This window comes from Terriglobales bacterium (assembly GCA_035651655.1).
Classification (GTDB): domain Bacteria; phylum Acidobacteriota; class Terriglobia; order Terriglobales; family Acidobacteriaceae; genus DASRFG01.
In genome coordinates, this window is sequence record DASRFG010000010.1 from 33,903 (window position 1) to 53,906 (window position 20,004).

General features: G+C 54.1%; 16 protein-coding genes and 1 pseudogene. 7 read left to right on the forward strand and 10 right to left on the reverse strand.

What is annotated here, in order from left to right; translation table 11 throughout:
• Positions 1–78: 78 nt before the first annotated feature.
• On the reverse strand, positions 79–1,047 hold the full coding sequence (locus tag VFA76_04680) for a hypothetical protein (protein HZR31131.1): 969 nt from the start codon (positions 1,045–1,047) through the stop codon (positions 79–81).
• 412 nt (positions 1,048–1,459) lie between these two features.
• Between VFA76_04680 and VFA76_04685 the strand changes: the two genes are divergently transcribed.
• Positions 1,460–2,032 (forward strand): hypothetical protein, encoded by a 573-nt coding sequence (locus VFA76_04685; GenBank protein HZR31132.1) that lies wholly within the window; start codon positions 1,460–1,462, stop codon positions 2,030–2,032.
• Between the two features lie 94 nt (positions 2,033–2,126).
• Here VFA76_04685 and VFA76_04690 read toward each other — a convergent pair whose 3' ends face one another.
• The 3 genes from VFA76_04690 to VFA76_04700 all read right to left on the reverse strand — a co-directional run bounded on the left by VFA76_04690 (position 2,127) and on the right by VFA76_04700 (position 7,403).
• A complete protein-coding gene (locus VFA76_04690; protein HZR31133.1) occupies positions 2,127–5,156 on the reverse strand; it encodes a DEAD/DEAH box helicase in 3,030 nt (1,009 codons plus the stop codon).
• 30 nt (positions 5,157–5,186) lie between these two features.
• Entirely contained in the window at positions 5,187–5,756 is a 570-nt protein-coding gene (locus VFA76_04695) for a hypothetical protein (GenBank protein HZR31134.1), read from the reverse strand.
• 309 nt (positions 5,757–6,065) lie between these two features.
• Positions 6,066–7,403: a phospholipase D-like domain-containing protein gene (locus VFA76_04700; GenBank protein HZR31135.1), complete on the reverse strand. Its 1,338-nt coding sequence runs from the start codon at positions 7,401–7,403 to the stop codon at positions 6,066–6,068.
• A gap of 154 nt (positions 7,404–7,557) precedes the next feature.
• On the opposite strand from VFA76_04700, the pseudogene VFA76_04705 reads away from it, so the two are divergent.
• Both VFA76_04705 and VFA76_04710 read left to right on the forward strand, forming a co-directional pair.
• Positions 7,558–7,689: pseudogene (locus tag VFA76_04705) on the forward strand (ATP-binding protein).
• 88 nt (positions 7,690–7,777) lie between these two features.
• Positions 7,778–7,936: a hypothetical protein gene (locus VFA76_04710; GenBank protein HZR31136.1), complete on the forward strand. Its 159-nt coding sequence runs from the start codon at positions 7,778–7,780 to the stop codon at positions 7,934–7,936.
• A gap of 107 nt (positions 7,937–8,043) precedes the next feature.
• Here VFA76_04710 and VFA76_04715 read toward each other — a convergent pair whose 3' ends face one another.
• A complete protein-coding gene (locus VFA76_04715) occupies positions 8,044–8,859 on the reverse strand; it encodes an RNase H family protein (protein ID HZR31137.1) in 816 nt (271 codons plus the stop codon).
• 241 nt (positions 8,860–9,100) lie between these two features.
• Here VFA76_04715 and VFA76_04720 point away from each other — a divergent pair, with 241 nt between their 5' ends.
• Positions 9,101–9,592 carry a malonic semialdehyde reductase gene (locus tag VFA76_04720; GenBank protein HZR31138.1) on the forward strand — a complete coding sequence of 164 codons (492 nt, stop codon included), beginning with the start codon at positions 9,101–9,103 and terminating at the stop codon, positions 9,590–9,592.
• Between the two features lie 162 nt (positions 9,593–9,754).
• Here the strand turns inward: VFA76_04720 and VFA76_04725 are convergent, their stop codons facing one another.
• Both VFA76_04725 and VFA76_04730 read right to left on the reverse strand, forming a co-directional pair.
• Positions 9,755–10,681, reverse strand: coding sequence for a hypothetical protein (locus VFA76_04725; protein HZR31139.1), 927 nt, complete (start codon positions 10,679–10,681; stop codon positions 9,755–9,757).
• Positions 10,678–10,977, reverse strand: a complete 300-nt coding sequence (locus VFA76_04730) for a hypothetical protein (GenBank protein HZR31140.1) — start codon at positions 10,975–10,977, stop codon at positions 10,678–10,680. Before VFA76_04730 ends, VFA76_04725 begins: the two co-directional genes overlap by 4 nt.
• A 420-nt stretch (positions 10,978–11,397) precedes the next feature.
• Between VFA76_04730 and VFA76_04735 the strand changes: the two genes are divergently transcribed.
• Positions 11,398–12,837, forward strand: coding sequence for a hypothetical protein (locus VFA76_04735; GenBank protein ID HZR31141.1), 1,440 nt, complete (start codon positions 11,398–11,400; stop codon positions 12,835–12,837).
• Positions 12,838–12,857: 20 nt separating this feature from the next.
• Complete coding sequence (locus tag VFA76_04740; protein HZR31142.1) at positions 12,858–14,651, forward strand: LodA/GoxA family CTQ-dependent oxidase; 1,794 nt, start codon at positions 12,858–12,860, stop codon at positions 14,649–14,651.
• Positions 14,652–15,045: 394 nt separating this feature from the next.
• On the opposite strand, the gene VFA76_04745 is transcribed toward VFA76_04740, so the two are convergent.
• From VFA76_04745 to VFA76_04755, 3 genes are all read right to left on the reverse strand, one after another.
• Positions 15,046–15,435, reverse strand: a complete 390-nt coding sequence (locus VFA76_04745) for a hypothetical protein (protein ID HZR31143.1) — start codon at positions 15,433–15,435, stop codon at positions 15,046–15,048.
• 1,180 nt (positions 15,436–16,615) lie between these two features.
• On the reverse strand, positions 16,616–17,158 hold the full coding sequence (locus tag VFA76_04750; protein HZR31144.1) for a hypothetical protein: 543 nt from the start codon (positions 17,156–17,158) through the stop codon (positions 16,616–16,618).
• Between the two features lie 405 nt (positions 17,159–17,563).
• Entirely contained in the window at positions 17,564–18,925 is a 1,362-nt protein-coding gene (locus VFA76_04755; GenBank protein HZR31145.1) for an alkaline phosphatase family protein, read from the reverse strand.
• Positions 18,926–19,753: 828 nt separating this feature from the next.
• Here VFA76_04755 and VFA76_04760 point away from each other — a divergent pair.
• The gene (locus VFA76_04760) at positions 19,754–19,969 is read left to right on the forward strand and encodes a hypothetical protein (protein ID HZR31146.1); all 216 of its coding nucleotides are present in this window, start codon (positions 19,754–19,756) and stop codon (positions 19,967–19,969) included.
• Positions 19,970–20,004: the final 35 nt, after the last annotated feature.

The following is a 20,004-nucleotide window of genomic DNA, read 5'->3' on the forward strand; positions in this document are numbered from 1 at the left end:
CCGGCAACGAATGAAATCGTCTGTAAAGAAGCGCTGCTATTAGGCTTGATTCCGAACTCGATAAAAACCATTATCGCGTTAAGAAAGAGCCCGGATTTTCGCAATCAAACTCAAAAACTTCTCGTTGTCTGAGGCGCCCTTCCAGCGGTTAGCAAATTTGCAGACTATCTGCAGATTTCCTCGCTCATAGTGTGCGTTCGAATCGATTCGATCGAGAGAACAAGCAAGTTCGGTGTCGCCGTCGTCACCGTCCAATGACATGCGCAAGCCCGTCAAGGCACAAGCTCCATCCTGGGCGGTCATCAGTTCGTCGATATACTTTTCTAACTCAAATTGGTCGCGAAAGCCGAGCGCTTTGTCTTTTTTGACGACCACCGAGATATCACCGCTTTGAGCGATAGTACCCATAGCGGTCATGGCCATCCGGACAATCGTTTTCCGGCGGGAATCGAAGTACGTTACTGATGCCCTTTTTGCACTCTCCGCCTTCGCCTTCCAATCGGGTCTAGCGTGCCAGGCGGAAAGATCTTCACCAGCTATGAGCGCTTTCGCATAAGCCGCGTTGTCGTCTGAGAGCTTCTGAAAAGTACCTTCAGTGAAGAGAAACTCCTTAGCCTTTGGGTGGAGGCCGTCCCAGCCAAGAAGTGCACCCTTGCCATTACGGTCGGACCAAGCGGAACATTTCTTGTGGTAGAGATAAATCCTCGCCGGTCCGGAGGTCGGGTTGGGATCATCGATGAACTGACTGTCAGCCTTGATGGAGTTAGTCCACCAAAGCTCGTGCTTCTCTCGATGTATCCATAGATCCCCCTCTGTCGTCGCCAGTATCGTGTTCAAATTGAACCAGCGGGACGCGACCGGCGTGGGGACTGGCCCCCCTGAAGAGAGGCGCAACAGCTTCTGCGCTTCCTTTATGTAGCCCTCCCGGTCATTACTTAGCCAGAATGGGTGTACGCGCACGTCATCCATTACGGCGAGAGAGCCGGTCTGCAAGCACTCGGGCCAGGCCCAATTGCCTCTGCCGAAATTTGCGATGTAAACGGTCATAGAAGTTCCATCAGCTAGCTGACGGGCGCGGAAGCGCATGTTAAAGGCCAGCAATTTCCGCTTTCGCAGCGGGGTACTATAGCTCATCCCGCTACCAGAATGTGCATTCCTAACAGGAACTTAACGAGCCTTATTTTCCATAATAAAAGTTATACGATAATCAATGGCACGAGAAGCATAGGGTCCCGAAGGCCCCGCCCGCGGCTCAATCCCCTACCTCATAAACCGGATTATCACGTGCTGAGGATCATGACAAGGGACATCCGAAATGTGAATGCGATTCCAGGAATGACTAATGCAGGTATTACGCCTGATCTTGACTTCTGAACCCCGTATCAAAAACATTAGCTGACCTACGCACGCAGGGCGATTCAGGACAGGCTAAATGCAGAGAACGAGACAGATGCAAAACATGACAGTGTTTCTCTCAATGAAGAACGGCGGTAAGGGAATACCTTATGGAGGGGCCGACGAAGACCGTCCCGATGGTTCCAGGAACCACGGCTTCAAATCCCTAAAATCAAACCCAGCAGAAGCGATTCCAGAGGCGCAGGGGATTACGGCTCTGAAGAATGCGCTAATTGCGCTGAATGCGGCGGACTCTCCATTTTTCACGGTGGGGTGCGAGAAGGCTTTCGGCAAGAACGATTCAGGTCACTGGGTTAGCGGTTATCTGGAATTTGCCTTGAACTATGGTGAGTTGGTTGCTGATGCAGCATTCTATTTCAAATTGTTTTTTCTCTTTAACCAATGGTATTGGCAGCAGAAGCAGGAAGTCGGTGTCCGATACCAGTTTGAGCTGGAAGGTGCCACTTTCTTGGATGCCAACCTCAGCGGGTTCACAATCACTGCGTGGATATCTGCAGGCACTTATCCAACCAAGGAATTGGCGCAGGCTTCATGGGAGGAAGCGCTCGATACCCTTGTGACGTTTCTGAGACAACAGCCCGCTCCGCCCGAGGGGCAATACACGGAAATCTACTGATGCTTGCCAGAAAGGCACAACTTCCGCGAGGTGGCGTCTGCGTCACAGAATGGACCGCGTAGGTGATGCGTGATGCAGCTTTGCTCATATCGAGCTAGGCGGACTGCACTTGCGATTTCGGACGCTTTGCGGATAGAAGGCGCCCGACGAGTGGACCGAGTATCTGTGAGAGTTGCGCGTCCGAACGCTGCCAAACTTGATCGGGATTCTGAATTCCAGCGCCCAGTAGCGCCAGATAGTCTCCGCGAGTCAGATCGACCGGAATATCCACGAGCCCGAGCGCCTGAGCAGGAAGCCCTATCTCAAGCTGCCGCAGCAGGCGGTCTATGGTTTCCTCAGTTGGGCCGCCAGAAACAAACAGGATGTTTGTCAACCGGTGCGCGGCGCTCAGATGAAACCGTGTGGAATCCGCAAATTTTCTTATGTCGCCATATCCGATTTTCCCCTGGAAGGGGTTTGCGCTATACGCTTCTTCGATCGTTTCGACGGGAACGCCGTTAATCCAGTCCCAGAGTATGCAGGCGCGCTTACAGCGCGCATAGTACGCGAAATAATCATCCACAAACTTCTGCAGCGCATTTGTGACTGGCATACCGAACCGGCTGGCAGCCTCACGCGGGCGCACAGTTTCCTTGTTGCCTCTCTTGAACATTGGTGTGTAATTGCCGTCCGACTCAGGTAGTGCCTGAACCAATGCCATCAACTGTTCCGCTGTGATGCCTTGCGCCCCAACACTTTGCACAAGATCAACGAGGCGCATCGCCGAACGAAAGGACAGTGATGATTCGCCACAGGCGCGTCCCAGCAATGTCAACTGCACGTTGTCCAGTTCCTGTTCTACGAGTTTCAGGCGGATCATCTCAGTCAGAAGTGCTTGAAGGTGGTGCTCCATTTCACTCTGCCAACCGGGATGCTGCCGATTGGCAAGGTAACCTCCGAACGTGTTGAGAAGAAGCTGCAGCACCTGGTCTTTGTGGACTTGTTTCACCTGGGCTAGAAGGCGAATGATCCACGTCTCCAGTTGATCCGCATCGAAAGACGATTGGAGTGGCTCCAATGTTCCGCGGACATACCGGTTGAAGAGCCGCTGGCGCTCCAAATAATCTGTCGCGAGAATTATCGACTTGCCTTGTTCGTTGTAGCCGAGGCGCCCTGCTCTTCCCGCCATGTTCTTGTATTCAGCAACCGTAAATTGTCGCCCGTCCTCGCCGATGAACTCTTGTTCGGCAACAATGACCGTGGAGGCAGGCGTGTTGATTCCTGCTGCTACCGTCGTGGTTGCGCCAAGAATGCGAAGGTTGCTATTTGGATCGCGGTACGCCCTCTCCACTATCTGCTTTTCTTCACGAGTCAGATTTGTGTTGTGGAAGGCCGTCCCGCCATTGAGACACCGTCTCAGGTCCGTCGAGGTGCTCGATAAATCGCGGTTCGGTAAAAGTGCCAGAGCGTCGGTTGCTGGTGGGAGGCCTACATCAGCCGCGAGGTAGCCCGCGCATCCTTCGGCAGGTCCCCGGCGATTGCGGAAGACGATGATTTTTTCGGTCGTTCCACGAACGAGTTTCTGTACTAGGGGAACGATTACGTCCTGCGCACTTGGCTTGTCTCGACGAACCTGTATGGCATGGTAAGGAAGGAGTTGCTCAAGTTGCTCGTTCCCATCGACATCCACGAACTGAAATTGGCCGGATCGATCGAGAACGCCCTCAATCAACGGTACTGGGCGAACGGAGGTTACAAGGGTTCTACAGGCGAGCCACTCATCGAAATGATTGATGTTGCCAATGACAGCGGAGAGCGCAATCAATTGGGGTTCGACACCCTGCTGGCGAGCTGCGAGTAAGTGAGTGAGAAGCAACTCCACAACAATCCCGCGCCCTGGGTCGGTGATAAACTGCGCCTCGTCGAGGACAACGAGCCCTATCTGGCTCAGAACACCCGCATTTCGTAGGACGAGATTCAGGAACATCTCGTATGTCAGCACTGCGATCTCGTACTTGCCACGGACAAACTGGCCGGTTTCATCTGTGTGATCGCCGGTGCAGCGGATGACTCTCATCCCCAGTTTTTCCCCGTAAATGCTGACAAAAAGATCGTATTTCTCGTTTACGAGTGCACGGTACGGAAGGAGGAACACCGCCTTGCGGCCATCAAGAATCGCTTTGGTTGCGGCCAACTCTCCAATGAATGTTTTTCCGGAACTTGTTGGCGCGACGACCAGCAGCGACTCACCGTCAAGGATTCTGTAATCGTTGATCGCAGATAACTGCAGAGCGTTAAGCCCGCCTCGAAATCGTGCGGTCCATTCGTCGAGCACAGAGGAAGGGATGCCGAATCCTTTGAGATCATCGACGGCGGCACTTACCGTGATGCCAGCCGCTTCCGGAAATGCCGCAAAGAATTTAGTGCCTCGCATCAATCTTGGAAGTGCAAGGCCACCTTCCACATGGCCGAGCAACACCGGCGTTTGCGTGACGCCAAGTTGGCCGGCGGCAGCTCTGACGTTCTGCATCACAGCTGCCATGGCCGCGGTGAGATCGATATTTGCTTCTTCACCCTCCTGAAGCGCATGCATCAGAGCGAACGTGAATAAACCGTGCCTATGCGTCGGGGATTCATATGCAACCTCATTGATATGACAGGCTGAAATTAGGATTCGCCCAGCTCCGGCCAGTTCGTCGAGCGGAAGACCTGGGTCGCGCGAAACGGGTGAGTCGTCAAGAACACGAGCTGGTGCAGCCCCGCTGAAGCAGCAATCGATCACGCAGAGAATAGCTTTTGCCTTGGATGCCTTGAAGATGGCAGCAAGCTCATCCATTCCGATTGTCGTGGCATCAAGGTTGTTGCGAAAGGTATCGTGCGTTACAAGCCGTTGATTTCTGGTCCCGTGTCCAGAGAAGGTAAGAATAACTGTATCGTCTTCCTCCGCTGTCGTTAGTGTGCCGTTAAGAGCCGAGCGAATGTTGGCGGCGGTTGCATCCGCGTTCGTGAGCAAGCTAGCTGCGGCACTGGGCATCGAATCCGATATCAGTGCCCAGAGTGCCGTTGCGTCGCGCACAGCACCAGTCAGTTCCCGCACTGTGCCGTCAGCGTATTTGTCGATGCCAATAAAGGTGGCTTTAAGCATGAGAACGAGGTCCTTACGTCAACAAACCATTCAAGCAGCCTCAGGTAAGGTGCGCAGATAAACAAACTGGGCGTTTATTGGTTGGCCTACGGACGACCTGACAGTGAGCGGCCCAGAATTCTGCTTTGGATTGAAGCTAGTTGTGACATCGAAGGCCCACTCATATGGGTTTGAGATACCAAACACGGCACGGACATTCGGCGGAAAAGTGACTTTGATTTTCACATCGGCCAGCCCTGTGCTTTCGCTGTACAGATACTCTCCGTCGTACCGAACTCCTTGAGTGTCGGTGCCATAAACTCGACCGTTCTCGAAAATGAGCACTCCCATCCCGACACCTTGCTGCCCTTGAAAACTGATTCCATACATGCCGTCGCGCATTTCTGTTCCTTTCCGTTTGAGCCGATTGAGTTCCACCTGTCGGAGATTTTGCGGGAGGAGCTGCAGGACACGTAGATATGCCTCCGCGGGTCCTGGAATTGAACGCTGCTCTGCTACCCAGAGCGTGATTGCCCTGGAAGTTACACCGATCAGGCGTGCGAAATCGGCTTGGGTAATTCCAAGCTCCGCCAATGCCGCCTTCAGCTCATCACTTGTCATAGTACAATGTTCTGATATGTATAGAACATTGTCAACCATAAACAATAGAACTATGAGAGTGATTGATTATATTGGCTTTAGTGGACTCGCAAGATGGCCCGTCAAAGGTGCTGGCGCCCATGCTGGCACCCTTGGATCAGCCCAACCCCGGCTGCCGGCTCTACCATTTTGTCGGGGGTTTCAGAGATGAACCGACGTTCGGTGCCTGCCATCCGGAATGCTTGTTTCCATCTTTCATTGCCCGAGGCGATTCATCCGGAATAGCTACAACTGTAGAGCGACAAACCCGCGATAAACTCTACGCTGACGCTAACTAGCGTGAATCGGCGTTGCCATCGTAAGCACTACCCTGAGAATCCTGTCTAACTCAGAGGCTGTTCGACCGCGAAGTATGACTCCTAACTCCATCCGCGATCGCAGGCTCGAGAACGTCATATTTGCACTGCCCAGATAAGCTCGCTCGCCACGGTCGGCGCTTATTGCCTTGAAATGAAATGTCTGCGTTTCCCTACCCTCGCCTTCGAACCACGAGAGGATCGCGCAGCGTGGGTCGTACCTGAGTTTCTCCAACTCTGCTCTAACCTCAGGTGGCAATTCCTGCGAAAATCTTCCCAGCAGGGATACTTGCACACCAGATGCGAGTTTCTTACTCACAAGAGCGACCATTTCGGCTGTGGTCGACGCGTCCCAGAAGGGGGAAGCCACGATCAGAGATTGCCTCGCCGATGCGATCACATCCAGCAAACTACTGCGCAGATCCGTCGAGGTCTCGTGTACTACATGTTCGGCTGCAGGAGGAAGCGCGGGAGGGAGGGAGACACACAATTGTACATCCGCTGAATCGGAAGAGCGTTCACTGATGATCTGAAGGGCCGCTTGAATGCCGGTTCGCATTTCCTCAGTCGCAGCAAATCGGTCCCTGTCGTGGGTGTATCGAATCCCTTGTCGTTGCAGAATTCCAAGGTCGGACAAGGCGTTGAGCGCAATTATGGCGTCGCCATCAGTAAGAGGGCGTCCACCATCACCGCGAACGGTTTTGAGGACTTTGGATACATCGTCCCCGCCGCTCGCAGGTAGCTGCCTCAACGCGTCCTCGACCGCGGGGAGCAACCACGGATACTGCTTTAATGTGAGGACGTAGGCTTTCATGTTGCCGCGGGGCTTTGTATTTCCCAATACCCGATAAGGCGAGTTTCCGACGCTACGCCGGCCCAGCGCCAGGTCATCGTTTTCACGCACAACATCTGGTTTACGACGGAACTGCTCGCGCGGTTTGAAAAACGTCCGCAGGACTGCTCGTACTATGACGTGGCGCGTGACGGTACGAAAATCGGGATCGTGAGTAAGGGCACGCATCCACGTTCCGATACCTTCTCCAACTTGCGCGGCAGGATCAATACATTGATTCAATCGGCCGAGAAAGCAACGGGAGAAACGCAGGCGGCACTCATTGAGAAGGCGTACGAGCTGATCAGAAATATCTGCGAGGTCATTGTGGAGCAGGAACTGCTGCAGGGAGTAACCCAGCGATACCAGCCGAATGTCATGATGACCAAGCTTCCCAAAATAAACTTCGCAGGCCTCGAAGGGGCAGTAGCCGCTATCAATCCGATTTTCGAGGATTGCTGCCGTTATATCGGGTCGCATTCACAGCCCATGGAAACGCTCAATGTGCGGCCAACGCTGGACTCGCTGAAAGCGCGGACTGGAAGAAGATACAGGACGCGCGGGATGCCTATGCGAAAAAGAACTGAAAGAGGGCCGGCCCAGATCCATCTGAGCGTTCTTCAGCACGAAAGCTACAGGTAGCGGTATGGGATTGTCGCTCGTCAAAGACATCGTGCAAAAGCATCGGGGTTCGCTGCGCGTCAGGAGCAGCACACAAGCGGGCCGACACGCTACTGTGTCTAATTTGTTCCTACCAGCGGCATAGGAAAATCGCGGGAAGCTCCTCTCCTCTGCTCCTGCGATCAGCGTAGAATTTGTCAATGGCCCTGTTTGGGTCTCCCGGAGGTACCTGCATGAAGCAACTTGGAATCAGCTTGTTCTTGTTCGTACTATGGCTGTCGCTCTCAGCGATTGCCCAAGACACGGGACAGCAGTCAGGTGCTAGCGATCAGCACAAGGAATTCGACGTCGCGCCTTCTCCGTTTCTGATCTGGCCGGGAACGGCGACATGAGTCAGGCCTGCGGCCCTATGAACCTGGATTTCGCAGTTGAGCTCGACGATATCCTGTGCCGCTTTCGTTCTGCCCTCGTGCGCGTGTTTCGTGATTAAAGCTAAGTCCTACGATTTTCGTTTTGGTTTAGGCAGATGTACTTCCCCAACGATCTCTAGAATTTGGGGGTATCTCGGATTCTCATTGAATCGAACTCTGTACCCATTGCCTCGATGCAACTGTGAAATCAGAGCAGTTGGTACATAGGCGTAACAGGATTCCATGTACGTTTGCGTATTCTCCGAGAACGTATTGAATCGGATTTTTTCCTCGCCCCGCGCCATTGGAGTTTTACGATATGGGCGGATCACGGCGAGTTGCCCTTCTGCCTTGTACCGCGCGGCAGCGCCTTTTACCATTGATCGTGCTACAGTGCCCGGTCGGTAGCCGCGATCGACATCAGTCCCGCCACGATCAGCAGCCGCCTTCGCAGCCTTGTCAACCAATTTCAAGATCGGAGTCTTCTTGCCCAAGTTCCATTCAAAATCTACTCTGATCCCGGCTTTCGCGTGCGCTGAAATCAGTTGGTTCCACAAGTCCGCATTCTCTCTCGGCTCGTCATATTGATTTCTCCAATCGTTTTTCTTCCACTCCCTAGCTCGACCAAGATTGTCCTTCACATATTGTGCATCGGTGAAGATTTGCACGCGTGTCACATCGTCCCATGGAACATTGTCGCGGACCCATCTGAGCGCACAGATGCAGGCGAGTAGCTCCATCCGATTGCTGTTGCTTTCCTCACACCCGAAATCAACGATCTGCTCATCCTGAAGCTGCAAGTGATCTGGGTAATGGACGATGGCGGCACAGCCAGACTTCCCTCCCGGATTCTTGTAGCAAGAGCCGTCCGTGAAAATGTGAATAGCGCGAGGGTCTGCCGACATTGTGAGGTTCCAGGCCGATTATATGTTCAAAGGAATGAGACCGGAGTGCTCACGAGCCAGAACTGAATCCACGCGTCACACGTTGCATCCAAAGCAGAGCGTGTTGGAAGGACGATCAGATGAGCAAACGTGTCTCGGATGACGCGATTGATATGCTGTTTCGCACTGCCCGGACCTACAACGGGTGGCTTGATTAGCCCGTAACAGATGAGTCTCTACGTCAACTCTATGATGTGCTGAAATGGGGACCAACAAGCGCCAAGCAAGTCCTGCGCGGTTTCTGTTCCTGCGAAGCAAGGATGCAAAGGAGCGCCTGCTCCCGGCACTTTCACCGGGGAACTTAGAGAAGACAATGGCAGCACCGGTAACGGCCATCGTCGGGTATGACGTGCGTTTCTATGAGAAGCTGCCAAAGCTCTCGCCGCACAACCCGAATTTTCGGGACATGTTTGCAAACAACCCCGAACTGACAGAGAGCACGGCAAGACGAAACTGCACGCTGCAAGGCGCTTACCTGATCATGGCTGCGCGTGCCCTTGGGTTAGACTGCGGACCAATGTCAGGTTTTGACAATGGGAAGGTTGATGAGCAGTTTTTTGGAGCAGGCGTTGAGCGGGAGGACATGTGCGAAGAATACGTACCCGGTACTATCAAATCGAATCTTCTGTGCAACATTGGGTACGGTGATCCTACATCGCTTCGTCCGCGTTTGCCACGCCTCGACTTTGAATAAGCGTGTCGCCTGCTCTAGATCGCAGAATGTGAGTCCTAGACTTCCGCGTTATGCGTTGTTGCCGCCTACCGCCGCCGTCTTCGGTGCCCTTTCTATCTGTTCCTGTACTTGCCGCCTAAGCTTTGCCAAGCGAAGCTCCCCAAATACCCACCCGGGCGGGGATCACTTATGCTTAGCGGCAATATCAACGGTCAAAGTGTACTGGTGCTGCAAAAACACGTATGCAGGAGGAAGCGAGCCCCATTTGTATTCGGGTTTTATTGCAAAGAAACCAAAAATTGGAATTCGCAAGGCCGCATTGAAGTAATGACGTGGCTTTGACGATAGATACAGGACCTGCGGTTTGTCCAGTTTTGTGGTAAAAATCTCGTCTCGGAGCGGACCTCTATACTGGTATGAAAGTTCCAAAGAGCTGCCCTTGATTCCGGTTGAGTTCAGACTGTCACAGTCGTCCCGTGTTCCTGAAGCACTTCTTGAACAATACCAAAACACCGCGTCAACGGAGGCATACACTCGGCCAATTCGGCCTGACCCTACTTTTTGCAGTCCGTTGCTATAATTTTGCCCATTCTCAAAACCAATCTCAGCTAAAGGTGACAAATTGACAAGGCCTGGATGCATCGGTGGCACGTTGGGGAAAATAAATCGCCCAAAGGAGGCAGTGACGAAGTTACGCGTATCGAACTTGCGATCGAATTCACCTCGAGGATTTGCGACGATCTCAAAGGACGTCGCCTTCAGTCTTTCGAAGCCTTTCGCAGATCGGTTCCGTGTGAGCTGCCGAAAAAGCCCGACTTCACCCCCGAGATTGACCTTGTCCGGACTCGCTCGGGTACCCTTATTTGTCACGAACTCCAGCAGCGGTCGGGCTTGAAAGTACCACTTACTGTCAGGTGGACCGATGTGATGTTTGAACGTTCGATACGCATACTTCAGATCGAAGGCATATATCGTTTGGGCATTCTGCGCGCCTACTAGGCTGGCACTCGCATAAATTTCAGCATCAGATCGGCTTGTTGCCTTCTGTAGGCTCTCCCCGAACGAGGCAACCGACAAGAAGATCGCGATAACCAGATAGATCAATTTCACTTCTCTTTCCCCGGCTCGAAATGGGCGTGCTGCTGAACATGTGACTTTACGGTACTCACTGTCGTGCCAGCATCGTTGGGAATTCCCGCGACGTCTTGCATAATGTAATGCCTGTCCCGACACGCAATATCAACAGCGGGCTGGAAGGCATCCCGTTTCTTGTCGGTATTGAGGCCGGCTTTCTGCAAGGTTCGAGTATCAGGATGTGGTCCTTCAAAGCCGCCAGCCTGGAATATCGCCTCCTGCACAATTGCATTCGAAGTTTCGATTGTCGGGGGGGCGCCTTTGCTCGGCATCTCGCCTCCTTCGGCGCGTTAAACTCGCACTAATGGTCCCCACCGCTTGTTTGAGGTGATGATGTGTCTCCTTTGTGGATTCCAACAAGGACACAAATACCGATAATCGACATTGCAGTTAGACATGGTCGCTACCTTAGTTCGACATTGTGTTACAACTTAGAACAGTAACAACAGTTCTCGATTTGTAAACTGCCCAATCGGCTTTGTTACAAAATCCGAACGGATCAAAGTTTTGTGCTTGACTTCTACAAAAACAGAGAGAAAATGCGCGCCACAGATTGGGGCCTCGACGGTCATTGACCGGTTCTCGGAAGTGTGTCTGCTGGGCCATCGGCTGAGTGGCTGTAGCGCCACAGCCTTCGCACTAGCGAAACAAGCGAGTGCCGGTGGATGAGCGTTATCGTTGCGAGGAGGAGCATGAAGGCGAGCAAGCTCCAGGGCAAATTCGGTTTAATCGTCGTTGTGGCGTTGCTGGCGGTTGTCAGTGCATTCGTCGCTCAGTCGCCTGTCGCGAACGGACAGGAGGGCACCCCGCGTACCACTCCCGCGCCGAACGAGGAGGCCGAGTTCGCGAACGCCTATTGCAAGACAAATGTGAAGACTGCGATTCCGTCGGGTAGCGAGCCAGAAGCCCGCAGATACTACCAGGACCTCGCTTCGAAGATCGGCTTTCAGGTCCAGGATCCCCGCGCCAATGAGCCCGGACCTACGACAACGCTCGTGGATGTGGCGGTTTACTTGGGCTACACCCCGAAGCCTCCCGCTCCGCCGCTCACAGCCAAGGATCTTGAGGGTGGGTCCCCGTCGGAACTGATGGATCCTGCCGCGCTCGGGAGCCGTCTGGGCGGCATCTCACTCTCCGCCGGTGACGTCTTGGTCGCACGGTTCTTCGCCCCGAAGATTTCCGATCTGAGCCAACCCTCGATTACGAAGGCCGGCTGGCGCAAACTGTTGCGGTTACGCGCCCAACCGGGCTCTGCCGCCGCCGCGCATGGAATTCAGTATGGGATAATGCTGTTCAATTTCTTCGCACCGATCGAGCAGCTCGACCCCTTCACTGGAAATGATTCCGTAAATACGCAAACAATCCTTGTGGGGAACGACTCCCGCAAGTCTCTCTATTGGATCGATTTTGGAAAAACGAGCGAGGGGGCCAAGCTGAGTCACCAACTCAATGCATTTTTCGATGCAGGGCACATCCCGGCCTCGGCGACGGCACAGAATGGCGGGGTCGCGGGGTACTTTGTACCGTGTTCCTGCATCTCGTGCCATGGAGGACTACGGCTGGATTTTACGACTACCCCGCCAGCACCTGACAATCATTTTCGTGCGCCACTCCTCGACTACCTCGATACGGACCATTGGCAGGACCGAACGGTGAAAGGCGACGACTTCACAGCACTGAAGGCACCCGTGCTCTTCGATGCGGGGACCTTTGGAGTCATTCTGCTGATAAACGAAGAAATCCAACGACAGAACGCGGCAGCGCAGCCCGACAGTGTGCTGCGGAGAGCTGCGGAGCACTGGCTTGCGTGGCACCTTCAGCAAGGCGCAGGGGCCGAGCCTCTGTTCGGCCGGGCTCTTCGCACCTCCGCCAACTCACCCGTCTGGAATCCAAGCGACCCGACTGACGCTGAATTGCTTCCGAAGTTCAACAGATTCTGCTTTCGGTGCCATGGCTCGGTGAAATTCGACGTGCTTGATAAAGAGATGGTGCTCGCGCTTAGGTCAAAATTGAACGCGGCGTTATACCCAAAGGATCAGATTTCTGATCCCCGATCCGCGATGCCCCCCGATAGAGACCTTCCGCCTGATGATCTAAAGAAGCTCCGCGATCTGATCCTCAGGTTGAAGTAGTCGAATAGGAGAGCCAACTGATGCCATCCACGTTCAGAATTCATCCGGCGCTCGGCATCGCTCGTGTCGGCGATGCTGACGGACCAGGGTTCATCGGACCGGAACAGCCTGACATGCCCGCCAACTGGAACTTAGACACGGGAGGATTTGGGAACTTTAAGGTTGCGGGTCGCATCAGGCGCCAGGGAGTGCGTTTTCGAGTCTTCGAATTTGCTGCGGACGGGTCGCTGGTCGGGGAGGCTCTGCCCGGTCAAGGCGCTGTAGTAGCTATCGAGTGGACAGTCCATGTCGCAAACCGCAAGGCGTCGTTTTTCAAATTTGACGGCCCTAGGGGAGAGAACGGCGACTTTAGCAAAAACGGCGCGCGTAACGATGACGTAATCGGAAACGATGCCCGATCACAACTCGACATCGATCCGGGTCCCAAGGCGGTGTCAGGCCAATCGGCGACCCCTATTATCCTCGCGAACCCGAATCCCAAGACGAACCAAACGATCAAGGACTTGGGCGACATCAGCACTGACGACGCCGGACGCCTGATCTTCTTCGGGGGTCATGGGAAGACCCTCCAACTCTCCAACGCAGCCGAGATCCAAAACTACGTTAACAATGACGGATGGTTCGACGATGTCAGCGATGGGCCGGTCTCCGCTGTCATAGTCTTGAAAGACGGCAACCGAGTGGAGGCGATCGGGGCTTGGGTTACAGTCGCTCCACCGGACTTCGCCCCTGCGGTTGGAAACGTAGTGTCCCTATATGACACCATCTGGGACGTATTGGTTCGGAATCCAACGATCCCGATCCCGAATCTAGCGATGTTCCGACCCGGGGGCACGCTGGCCCGCCTCCAGGAGCAGCGCGATGACTGGAATCCTGCGGCGAATCGATTCAAGTCCTACCAGCCCTCCTATGTCAATGACATCGCAGATGTGCTTCAGCGCGCGTTTAGTGCGACATTTCTGCACGATCCACCCGACCTGAAGAGCCCTTTCCATAACACGATCGCTCCTCATGTCTGGGCTGAGCTCGGGGACCCCGATACCGTGAAGGATATCCTTCGAACAGACGTGTTCAAAAAGATGAGGGACCCCGACTCCACTAGCCCGGCGGACTGCAGCCAAATGCCAAGAGGTCTCGGGGACGAGTACTGCGACGAAAGTGAACACCCGGAGGCCGGTTCCGCCGAGCGGACGAATCCTAAACGCTTCTTTTCTCTAACGCGTACCCAGTACGCGATGTTCGCCCAGTGGGCCGCTCGCAAGTTCAAGCCGGACGGCACTTCGCCCCCTTCCATCCCAACAGCACCACCCGCGATCACGCCAGACGGTCTAGATCGGGCGGCACTGGAGAACGGTGTCGGGGGCCCATTTTTCCCGGGTATCGAAGTCAGTTGGATTATTCGAAATCCAACGATCTACATAGAGGCATTTCGTTTTCAGCTAGGTAAGAAAATCGCGGCTGGAGATGAGAGCGTCGGAATTCCAGATGTAACCGTGCGCCCCGGCTTTCTCACACAGCATATGGCTCTTCCATGGCAGGCGGACTTTCGTGACTGCAAGAGGGAGCCTCTTACTAACCCTGCTACAGGCGCGCTTACCTTTGCGATGTGGTGGACGGGGCAGCGCCCGGACGACGTCTTCCCCGAGGCAACTCCAGACGAACAAGTGCCATGGACACGGCCCCCCGACTTCAATGCGTTGGACGGCGACCCGGCGCGCTTCAAGGAAATGGTAGCCGGTTGGGCCAAGTTGGGGTTCGTGGCTCGGCAAGGTCTGAACCGCAAGAAACCGTGGCTAGAGACAGAACGATCGTGAGTAAGGCGCCTGCGGTGGCGGTATTTGGTGCAGGCCCAGCCGGGACTATGGCCGCTCTGCAGCTCGCCCGGGCAGGACTCAACGTCCAGATCATCGCCCGCCAACTGCAACGGCGCTGCGGTTTTGCCGAGACGCTCTCGCCCGAAGGGCGGAGCGCACTCGCACTTGCTGGGCTCTGGGGTCGGCTCCCGAGGGGCGTTGCCGTCCCGTGTCCAGTTGTCGTTAGCGCATGGGAGCGGCCAGAGCCATCATACCGATCCTTCATCACCAATCCGTATGGTTGCGCCTGGCATGTCGACCGCCCCCGATTCGACAGCTGGCTTCTATCGGAAGCGGAAATAGCCGGCGTAACCCTGGTGACGGGTACTGTAATTGGCATTCGACGTACCAACGGTCACTGGGCATTCGATGTCCGCCATACAGATGGTAAAGCATGGGCTGCGAATGCGGATTTCTTGGTCGTAGCTACGGGACGGTACGGTCCCGCCGTGAGACTGGGAAACCGTGAGCGGATTGATGCGCTTTGCTTAATCGGCGGCTTGTCCGAACCCATGGCGGATGCTGGAAACGCGCTCCTTATAGAAGCAGCGGCGGACGGATGGTGGTACTCGGCACCGGTACCCGGTGGTCGAATGTTCGCCGGTTGGATGATGGATGCAAATCTCATGGCAGGCAAGCGATATGGCGAGGCTATGGAGGCCGCCTTCTCTCGCGCGCCACTCACTCGAGCGAGATTGGCGAATCCACCCGAGGCGTGTTGTGTCGGAGTGGCGAGCTCGGCCATGAGGCCCTGCGCTGGTAAGGGCTGGATAGCCGTCGGCGACGCCGCGCTAGCCCGTGATCCCCTTTCAGGGGAGGGGCTGGCCTATGCGCTCCGCTCGGCGCGGGAAAGTGCAGAGACCATCCTCAGCGCGCTAGAAGGGGATCCGTCTGCTTGGCAGGCGGCGTCGATCCGAGGAGCCGCAGCTGTTGCTCAGTATCGGAACCAGAAGGCCTTCGCGTACCGAGCGGCCCAACATCGGTGGCCAAGGGAGCGGTTTTGGGCTCGTAGGCTAAGCTAATTTAAACCTCGCCCCGTTTCGTACAGTCTGTCCTTTTGACTCCGGGAATGCGAAATCGAGTAGATGCACGTTTCCAATCAAGGAACGGCTCCTTCGATTGCCCCAGTTCGACTGCCACGCTTCGATGAACTTAACCGGGTTGTAACCAGACTTCGTAAGATGGCGAACTTGCTTGGGCACTGGCGAAGCCGTGCTTGCGACAATCTCTATATGGGTAAGCCTTGCTACAGTTCAGAACTCGTGTCAACTTTGTCTTGAGATGACTCTTCTGACTGGCATCTACCTTCGTCTCCACATCGGACAGTTGGGGTCTGGCTACGGCATCTCAAACATTTTGCGGAACGTCGTGAAAAATCACGTGTCTTATAACAACAGTGGCAAGATCATCTTGTGTGATCACACTCAGGGTTCTCTTTTCCGGGGTATGGGCTGTGACGGCGTCTGCCAACAACGCCCTCCAAGTCGCGCTCGCAGACCAGATTGAAAAGCCGCTATCCCTCTAATGAAACATTGGTCGGATGGCTCCCGGTGAAGTTTCAACGTGTCATCGTCCTTACCCTTAATTTGGGCGTATTCTGAAAGTCTCTGGGCAGAATAAACCTGACAATCTCTTTTGTCTGTTCATTCTTGTATTGACCGCTAGCGAGCATCGCAGTAAGTTCGGGCCCGATAGGATCATCCTCCGACCGGTAAACTCCCATAATCGTTGAAAGAGCCCAATTTTTAAGAGCGAGAAGTCTTTCTTCTTTATCGCTTATAGAACGCAAGTGGTCGGGCTTGTCAAAACATCCGGACACAATTTGTCCGTCCTGGTATCCGCATACTGCCAACTGGTCATCATTGCATGTAACGCTTCCGCCTGGTGGGTCGGGACATTTGCAGACATTGCTCATAGTGCCCTCCTCATCGAACTGTGAGACGATACACCGCGCCCTCGCGAGTCACGTCATACGGACGAACCGCGTCTGGTGTGACCGTCATCAACCGCAACTGGCCAATGGCGTCGCTTAGTGACTCTGATGAGATTTGTCTTCTCTGTATCAGAGCACTCATCTCCTGAGCTGTGAATCCCCGCCATTCGCTAACGCCGTGTCTGGTTTGGGCCATACGATCCACGGTGTCTCGAAATGTCCATCCATTGGGGATGCTGAATTCGAATCCATCATCGAGCTTAAATACTCGGGGATAGAAAAACCAAACGACTAGAAAGAGTGCACATCCTGCCGTGCCGGATATGCCAAAGGTCGTGGTCCCAGCCGTCTTATGCATTTCGAAAAGTGCACCACCGGTCAGGAACCCACCGCTGAATCCAGCGCATAATGATGACAACAGTTTCAAGGTGCCACGCTGGTCATCTGTCAACCTGGGCGCGAAGAAGAAGGAGCAGATCAAGAAGATGACCAGCAGGGCGAGAAAGCTGAAGCCTATCCAAAGCGGCGTTGTCATATTTCGCCTCGGGCTACAAGATCACGACCCAAAGTACCGGCTCCGCTGTTTGGACTCATACAGCGCCTCCGTGAATTGCGAAAATGTAGCAATATTTACACTCCGGCTGCGTTAAATTCAAGCGAGATGTCAACCCTGTTTCAAAATCCGGAATACCGACTCCTACAATCTGAAAATTGGTTGTGAGGTGTACGATTCGTCCCCTTCGTGGAGGTTCAAATGTCGCTGACTGGCGCTTGTATGACCGAGCTGAACTCAATCGTGCTGCTCGCCGACGCGAGCGGTGCCTGAGCAGAAAGTATCGGTCGAGCGTTAGAGCGGAAAGCAGATGCTAGCTCTTGCTGTCTATTTCGAGATCGAGATTTTGTGGGACTTTGAAGGGACAAGACGCGTGTGAGCGCCCCGTCAGAGGCGCCCGGCCTTTTTGTGCAGAAAAAAACGTTCAAATCTCTCGGCGGCAGTCGCAAACTGTGCAGCTGGTCCCTCCAAAACATGGAGCGCGCGCCGCGCGACATCTTCGAGAGGCTCAACCTTAGCAAGTTCTTGTTCGAGGAAGTGGCTGAAAGACACTAGGGCTTTTTGATGCTCATTAACCCGCTTACTTGGATTCGCGATTGGCGCGGGCATAGTGCCCTCGTCAATGTGCTCAGGCGTATTAGTCCGGGGAGCTTGCAGTTTGGTCAGATCCGAACCGAATGAGGCGGCTTTTGCAGTCCTGTTACCCAGCGGACCTAAACCCCATTTGTCGGAAACATACTTGAGCAAGCTCGTGTGATCAAAAATCGTTGGTATGACTCCTGGTTGAACCCAGGGTGAGACGAGAAGCGCGGGAACGCGCACTCCAAGCTGATTGAAAGCGTATTCGAATATCTTGTCATCTGGGGGCTCAGCGGCAGGAGGGGTCAGATGATCGTAAAATCCACCGTGTTCATCGTACACAAATAAGAAGAGCGAACTGTTCCATAAATCTTTATTAGCGCGCAACGCATTATAAACCTGTGCCAGCAGCCGTTCTCCGGCCATGACGTCCGAGGGAGGATGTTGGTCATTTTGCTCAGCGCCTTTGTATGCTGGCTCGATAAAACTGAACTGAGGGAATTCTTTGGCGGCGCCCGTGACATCGCTAAAGAATGTATCCATGGAATGATAGTGGAGTGCATGCTTCAACTGGTGGATCATCACGAGAGACTGCGGAAGCCCATGGTGATAAATCTTCCAGGAAATGCCTTTCATTGATAGATGATCGTAGACCGTCGTTTGGTCATAACAGTGCCAGTTTTTGTCGAAAACGCCGGACGGCATCTTGACGTGTCCATTCGAAGTACCGCTGTGAACAAAGAACCGGTTTGGCCACGTAGGTCCTGGTAATGAAGAGAACCAATGATCGCAAATGGCGAAATGTTCGGCGAGCGTGTGGAGAACAGGCAAGAATCCGCGGCGGTAAATACCCATTACTTCTGCCTTCCGCTCTAACGGTACATGCGGATATGACTGTACGTAATCGGACACGTACCCGTATTTCGGATTGAGTTGCCTCAGCACGTTTACGTGCTCGTGCACGGGGTCAGGATCTGTCGTACGTTCGTTGGTGTGTAGCTGCGCTATTTCGTGGGTAGTATCTGGATAGTCGGTGGCTGTGTAGAGGGTGGGGCCGCTGATATCGACGCCTTCTAATTCGGGATAGACCTCCTTCATGCAGCCGAGCATCTGATCGAACGAGTGGTTCTCAAGCATTAAGACAATGACATGTTGAATCGGATCTTCCATCGACTGCTCTCCTTTACACGGTTGTTAGGATACATATGAACGAAAGCGACCGGAAGCGATTTTCCGACATCAGAACGACGTGCAGGGGCAAGGACAGATTCACGGGCCGCGCAGTTCCCGTTCGAGCAAGCCGCAAACTGCTGCCCAAGCTTTAGGAAAGCCCTGGGTTCCCTTGCAGTGTGCTGGAGAGCTAAGACTTGTTGTTTCTCTCTTCGTTCAAGACATTGGCCATGCCCACGGAGGCTACAAGCCTCCGCGGGCATCAATGTCCCGGACGCTATCTTCGTTGGCCGGTTTTCAGGTGATACTCATTGGCTAGTTTTGGGTGATCGGTGAGGCTCGAAGTCAGCTGACGTTTAACGCGAGTGCCACGCTTTTCAGTTCTCTTCCATCAAAGAGCCGGAGTGGCTCGGTACGCGATTATAGGTTCTCAAGCCAGCTCGAGATTCCAGTGTCGGATATCCCTCAGCTCGGAAGGTCGACGCTTGCCTTTTCTGGGTTATCTTTATGCCTATTAGAGGAGCCCCTGAGCCAGCAGGTTCTGGTAAATGGCATTTCTGAGAGCCGGAGGGGCAATATTGGGGTTTTTCAGGCGACATTCACAGTCCCGATGAAGGGTGCCGGAGTAAAGATTCCAATTTCGCTAACAGCTTCCAATCGGACTGAGCTTATCAAGGAAAAAGATGTGCATGGGAGTATTGGGGTAACGCTCGACCTCGACTCATTGTTTGCGAAGCCATCTCAGTGAATCCACCAGCACCGAACTGCCTGCTCGCAATTCCGTGCGGAGACGCTTATGTTGACTCTCACCGTAAGGATCGCGGATCCATGGCCCTCAGAGATCCCAGCATGTGGTCAAAGGACCGGTTTTCCATCATCAAGACGACGATATGCCTATGGCTCTCCAGTCCGGTGGGCATAGTTCCCTCCAGTCCCCGTTTGCTGATTAACTGTTGTGTTGACGTCTCAAGTCCGCCCAGCCTTGTCTTTACCGACCTGTCTATACAGGGTGACTACTACCGCGCCGGAAGCAAAGCGCCTTAAATTTGGTAGTCAGGTAATGCAAATAGCCAGAAAAC